This is a genomic window from Candidatus Woesearchaeota archaeon, assembly GCA_003694805.1.
In the GTDB taxonomy this organism is placed as follows: Archaea; Nanobdellota; Nanobdellia; order Woesearchaeales; family J110; genus J110.
Genome location: RFJU01000126.1, coordinates 1 through 2,493, shown reverse-complemented (window position 1 = coordinate 2,493; position 2,493 = coordinate 1). Strand labels below are relative to the sequence as shown.

At 47.1% G+C, this 2,493-nt stretch carries 4 protein-coding genes; 2 read left to right on the top strand and 2 right to left on the bottom strand.

The window, feature by feature from the left end:
- Positions 1-272: 272 nt before the first annotated feature.
- Entirely contained in the window at positions 273-767 is a 495-nt protein-coding gene (locus tag D6783_04535; GenBank protein RME52521.1) for a hypothetical protein, read from the bottom strand.
- Positions 764-1,444, bottom strand: coding sequence for a hypothetical protein (locus D6783_04530; protein ID RME52520.1), 681 nt, complete (start codon positions 1,442-1,444; stop codon positions 764-766). Before D6783_04530 ends, D6783_04535 begins: the two co-directional genes overlap by 4 nt.
- Before the next feature lie 186 nt (positions 1,445-1,630).
- On the opposite strand from D6783_04530, the gene D6783_04525 reads away from it, so the two are divergent.
- Both D6783_04525 and D6783_04520 read left to right on the top strand, forming a co-directional pair.
- Positions 1,631-2,107: a hypothetical protein gene (locus tag D6783_04525; GenBank protein ID RME52519.1), complete on the top strand. Its 477-nt coding sequence runs from the start codon at positions 1,631-1,633 to the stop codon at positions 2,105-2,107.
- An 83-nt stretch (positions 2,108-2,190) separates the two neighbouring features.
- Positions 2,191-2,493, top strand: a 303-nt coding sequence (locus D6783_04520) for a hypothetical protein (GenBank protein RME52518.1), incomplete at its 3' end; no start/stop codon positions are given.

The following is a 2,493-nucleotide window of genomic DNA, read 5'->3' as shown; positions in this document are numbered from 1 at the left end:
ATGGTTTCGCTGTTGTTTTTTTTTTGTTAGAAGCGGTTTTGAACCCTTCATTTCTCACTTGGGCTCATGAATATTTAAGTTTAGTTAAAGAGGAATGTATAACATCAAATTAGATGTTTAGAAAGCTATACACTTGAGGTGTTGAAAACAAAAAATTGGTCGTTAGAAGGGTTAAGGCCGCCTTATTTTTTGTGTTCAGATTGCTTGTTTTTTGGCGCGAGAAGGGCTGTAGTTGTTGCTCTCAAAGCGGTTTTTTTGTTGCTCACAAGTGGTTATTTGCGTGTGCCAAGACTCATGATGTTGTGGATGTCGTCTGAGATGACGCGACCGCTCTTCGCGCTGATTTTGACGTTGAGGAATTGTAGGGACGTGGTTACGAGGGTCGCGTTCCAGATGGGTTCGTCAAGGTGTTGCAAGATGAGGATGGTCTTCGTTGCAGTAAGGGCGGGGTGCTTATCCGCAAGGAGTTGTTTGAGTGTTTTTTTTGCCGAGGATAAACTAACCGCGACGTGGCGAAGGTCGAGGGGCTTGACCGTTCCTTCTTTTTTGAACACGCTTTGGGGTGGTTCTTTGAGTCGGAAAGGGTACGTGGAGAAAATGGCGATTTTGTCTTCTTCCGGGAGGTAGTATCCCGCTTCCGGGGATTGTTCTCCTGTTCCTTCTACGAAGAAGAGGTGGGCGAGGTAGGCGGAGGGGTGTTGTTTCTTGAATGCCTGGAACGCGTTGCTTTTTTCGAGTTGTTTGATGAGGGTTTGTTCGGTGCTCATTGTTTCTTCCTCCTTTTTGCTGGTGTGTGGAGTGTGTTGAGGTCGATGAGTTCTCCGTCCGGGCCGGGGTTGATGATGTGCGTCTTCCCGATGCGGTCGTGTTCGTGGAATGTTTCGTGGAGGTGGCCGCAAAGGCACAGGAGGGGTTTTGCTTGTTCGATTAAGGAGCGGATGCTCTTGCTTCCGACATGGTCGTCGAACCAGGGGAGTTTGTCGATGCGGGTGCCGAAGGGTGGTTGATGCACGACGAGGATGCCGTTTTTTTTGAGGAACGCGGCAAGGTCTTCTTTTATGTCCTCAAGGCGAGGATCTGTTTTGCTAAATCCGCCGCCGCCATACCCGACGAAGGTGTAGGGGCCGGTCTTCCAGTAGCGCTCGTGGAGGTAGACGATGTTTTCTAAGTTTTCGGTGAGGGCTTCGACTTGTTCCTCGAATTCGTGGTTGCCGTGGATGAGGAGGACGGTTTTCCCAAGGTGGTTGAGGGCGGAGAGCACGCCTTCTGTGTCCCGTCCGAAGATGGTGAAGTCTCCTGCGCAGACGATAAGGTCTGCGTGGGCGGCTTTTTTCTTGACTTGCCGAAGGTCGGCAGGGTCTTCGTGGAGGTCGGTGAACGCTAAGAGTTTCATGTTGGCGTTGGGGGCGTGGGCGCTATTTAAGCATTGCCCAAAGGGAATCAAAAGGCAAAAACTGCTTTAATTAAGAAAAAAAAAGACAAAATTTCTTTTTTTCGGTATTTTGTGGTTAGTAGGTGGTGTTTGTTTTAATTTGCATAAAATTTATATATGTGTTTTTTCGTTAATAGGTTGAAGTGACTTTTTTTACATGATTTTTTTTGGTGAGGTTGAATAAAGGAAATGACAGCGATGACACTGTTTGAAACGCTAAAAGCATGGTACAAAAGGCCAAAAGAAGATGTTCCTCTGCCCTCGCAGCCGGCAGATCCCCTCCCGAAGTATTGGCGCGTGATTCGCGAGACGCTCGAGGAAAGCGGGGAGGACGTTCCCGAAGGGGTGCTTGAAAACCTCATAAACACCTCTCCGTACATCCAGCAGCGCGTCCTCAACGTCCTGGCAAGCAGCAACGGGCATCCTGTGATTCTTGAATACCTCCCCCCAGCGAAAGAGTTCATACGAAAGGCAGACAAGGAGCGTCTCACGAAGGCTGTACGGTACCTCTCAGGAAAACCAAACAATGGAAACAAGTATGCTTGGCCTGCGCAGTATCTCCATGCGAGAAACATAACTGCAACAACGCCTTCCTGGTTAAAATTCTGTCTTGATAGCCAGGGAGGAGGGAGAAGAAAGGAAGAAGTGAGGCAAGAAGGAATCGTGAGCAACTGATGTTGAACGTTGCTGCAATATTGCGATGGTTGGGAGGTTGAGTGAAGGTGAACATTACAGTTTTACATTCTGGTTTGGATGCTATGCAAATGCAACTCGTGGTTTCGTTGAAAGCGCAAGGGAACAGAGTTCTGGAAAGCCATATTTTGCAAGCAAAAAAAAATCGTTTGAAAAACGAAGATTTAATTATAAATAGGGTTTTTCCATCAGAATTATCACAAAAAAATCCAAACTTTGCGAAAGTTGTTATCAATCTTCTCACTGAACTCGAATTGGAAGGCGTCAACATTATTAATGGGGCTTTAGCAACAAAGGCAGACTTGAGCAAGTTTTTTTCAGCTAAAAAACTATATGAAGCAGGCGTGCCAACGCCGGAGACGCTTCTT

Bases quoted from the DNA above. Each gene is read 5' to 3' on its own strand.
- D6783_04535 (RME52521.1), bottom strand. From the start codon at position 767: ATGAGCACCGAACAAACCCTCATCAAACAACTCGAAAAAAGCAACGCG.
- D6783_04525 (RME52519.1), top strand. From the start codon at position 1,631: ATGACACTGTTTGAAACGCTAAAAGCATGGTACAAAAGGCCAAAAGAA.